This window comes from uncultured Microbulbifer sp., from assembly GCF_947498635.1.
GTDB classification, from domain to species: domain Bacteria; phylum Pseudomonadota; class Gammaproteobacteria; order Pseudomonadales; family Cellvibrionaceae; genus Microbulbifer; species Microbulbifer echini.
Genome location: NZ_CANMKV010000086.1, coordinates 1 through 2,246 on the forward strand (window position 1 = coordinate 1; position 2,246 = coordinate 2,246).

The 2,246-nt window shown below is 58.8% G+C and carries 1 pseudogene; it reads left to right on the forward strand.

Going from position 1 to position 2,246, the window contains the following annotated elements:
- Positions 1-2,246 (forward strand): annotated as a pseudogene (locus tag Q1A69_RS19825) (hypothetical protein); the annotation flags it as partial.

The following is a 2,246-nucleotide window of genomic DNA, read 5'->3' on the forward strand; positions in this document are numbered from 1 at the left end:
CGACGGCAATGTGTACACCACCACTTACGAATACGATGGTGACAGCACCCGTGTTGCCGCAGTGCTGCAAAGTGATGGCACGGTAATACGCTTTGTGTACGCTAATGTGGATGGGCAGGGAGATTATCGAGTTACCGAGGTGCATACTGGCCGTGTAACCTCCAGCGGTCTGGCACAGGAGTTTGATCACAGCGACCGTCGTGTCACTGCCTACAGCTACGATCTGGCCAAGCGCAAGACCACCATTACCCAGGTAAACAACCCGGAACCGGGCAGCGGTAGCTGGACCGGAGTGCAGACTGAACTGATCTTCGATAGCGCCGGGCGCATCACCGAGATGAAAGCCCCCGCCGATGGGAACGGTGTGCGCGCACTGAATCAATACCGCTACGACGCCGACGGCAACCTGCTGAGCCTCACCGATCACAGCGGCGATACCACCGTCTATGAATACGACAGCCGCGGCAACCAGACCCTGGTGCGCGATGCTCAGGGCAATACGGTCGAGCGCGAATACGACAGCCACAACCAGCTGAGCAAAGAAACCGTTTACCTGCGCCCGGACCCCGATGGCGACGGCGCCGAGCAGCCGGCCGAAGCCCGTGTTACCCACTATGTCTACGACGAGCAGCAGCGCCTGCGCTTTGTCATCGCCCACGACGGCACCGTCCAGGAAACCCGCTACAGCGACGCCGCCCAGAGTACCGAACACGGTATTCCCGCCCGCACCGTCAGCGCCATTACCTACCTACAGCACGGCTACTTCGACCAGTTCGAGGCCGCCAACTACAGCGAAGCCAGTGCCGAAAACGCCGTCGACTTCACTTACGCCAGTCTCAATAGCTGGGTGCAGAATACCCAGAGCGATATCCAGACCAACAGCCTGCACAACGCCACGCGCAGAAGCGACACCCGCCTGGACTTCCGCGGCCAGGTGTACAGCGTCACCCGCTACAGCCAGGTGGGCAGTAACGGCCAGGGCATTGCCGACGGCAGTGAATCCACTCAATACACCGTCTACGACGCCAACGGTCAGCTGCGCAGCACCGTCGACCCCCGCGGCGGTGAACAGAACTCCAGCACCTATAAAACCAGCTACGTCTACGACGGCCTCGGCCGCCTGCTCAGCAGTACCGATGCCGCAGGCCATGCCAGCACCACCCTGTACAACGACGCCCAATCCCAGGTGGTCAGTATCGACGCCGACGGTCTGCAGATTACCCGCAGCTACGCCAGCAACGGCAGCCTGATCAGCGAAATCCGCCACGACACCACCAAGGGCAACGCCAACCTGGGGGAAACCCGCTACTTCTACGACACCCTCGGGCGCATCCGCGCCACCCAGGATGCCATCGGCGCAATCAGCCACAGCCTCTACGATGACAAAGGCCAGATGGTCGCCGTAATCAGCGCCTCCGGCACCATCACCGAATTCCACTACGATGGCGAAGGCCAGCAGATACAGAGCACCCACTACGCCAGCCGCCTGAGCAGCGCCCAATTACAGAGCCTGTTGCAGAAAGACAGCGACGGCAATGTGATTGGCATCGAGCAAAGTGTCACCCTGGCAGACCTGCGCCCAACAGCCGTACCCGGCAGTGACCGCAACACGTATCAATACTACGATGACGCCGGCCAGGTACGTTTCTTTGTGGACGCAGAAGGCTACCTGAGCGAAACCCAATACAGCGCCCAAGGGCAGGTACTGCGCAGCACCCAGTACGACATCAAAATACAAAATCCCCAGGGAGAGACCACTGACACCCTAGCGGCCAAATACGCCACCAGTAATGCCAACCTCAGCGTCACTAGCGACAGTGCGACTCAATGGGTGAACCCACAGCAGAGCTATGCCCAGGCAGACAGCCTCGGCTTTAACCAGCGCAGTATTGTCAATCAAAGCGGCAGTATCGACCTCAGTCAATCCGCCACCACACGCCCGGCACAAAACCCCTATGCCCTAAGTGGCGCCACTAACGCGCGGGTAGAAAATACAAGAACAGAAACCGTCAGCGGCAGTGCCATTACTACCGCTTATACCCGCGCACCGGTACAGCTCTATACCTATGCCAGCACGGCGATTGTTGCGGAGCAGTTTACGGATACGGATAACCGCACTTTATCGGTTCAATCAGAAATTGAGAAAACCAAGCCTTCACAACCCTATACCTACTCGACAACAGCCTATACACGAGTAAGCGCCCCTGAAGATCAGGTCAGGACAGTTTCTGTTTATCGGGAGCATA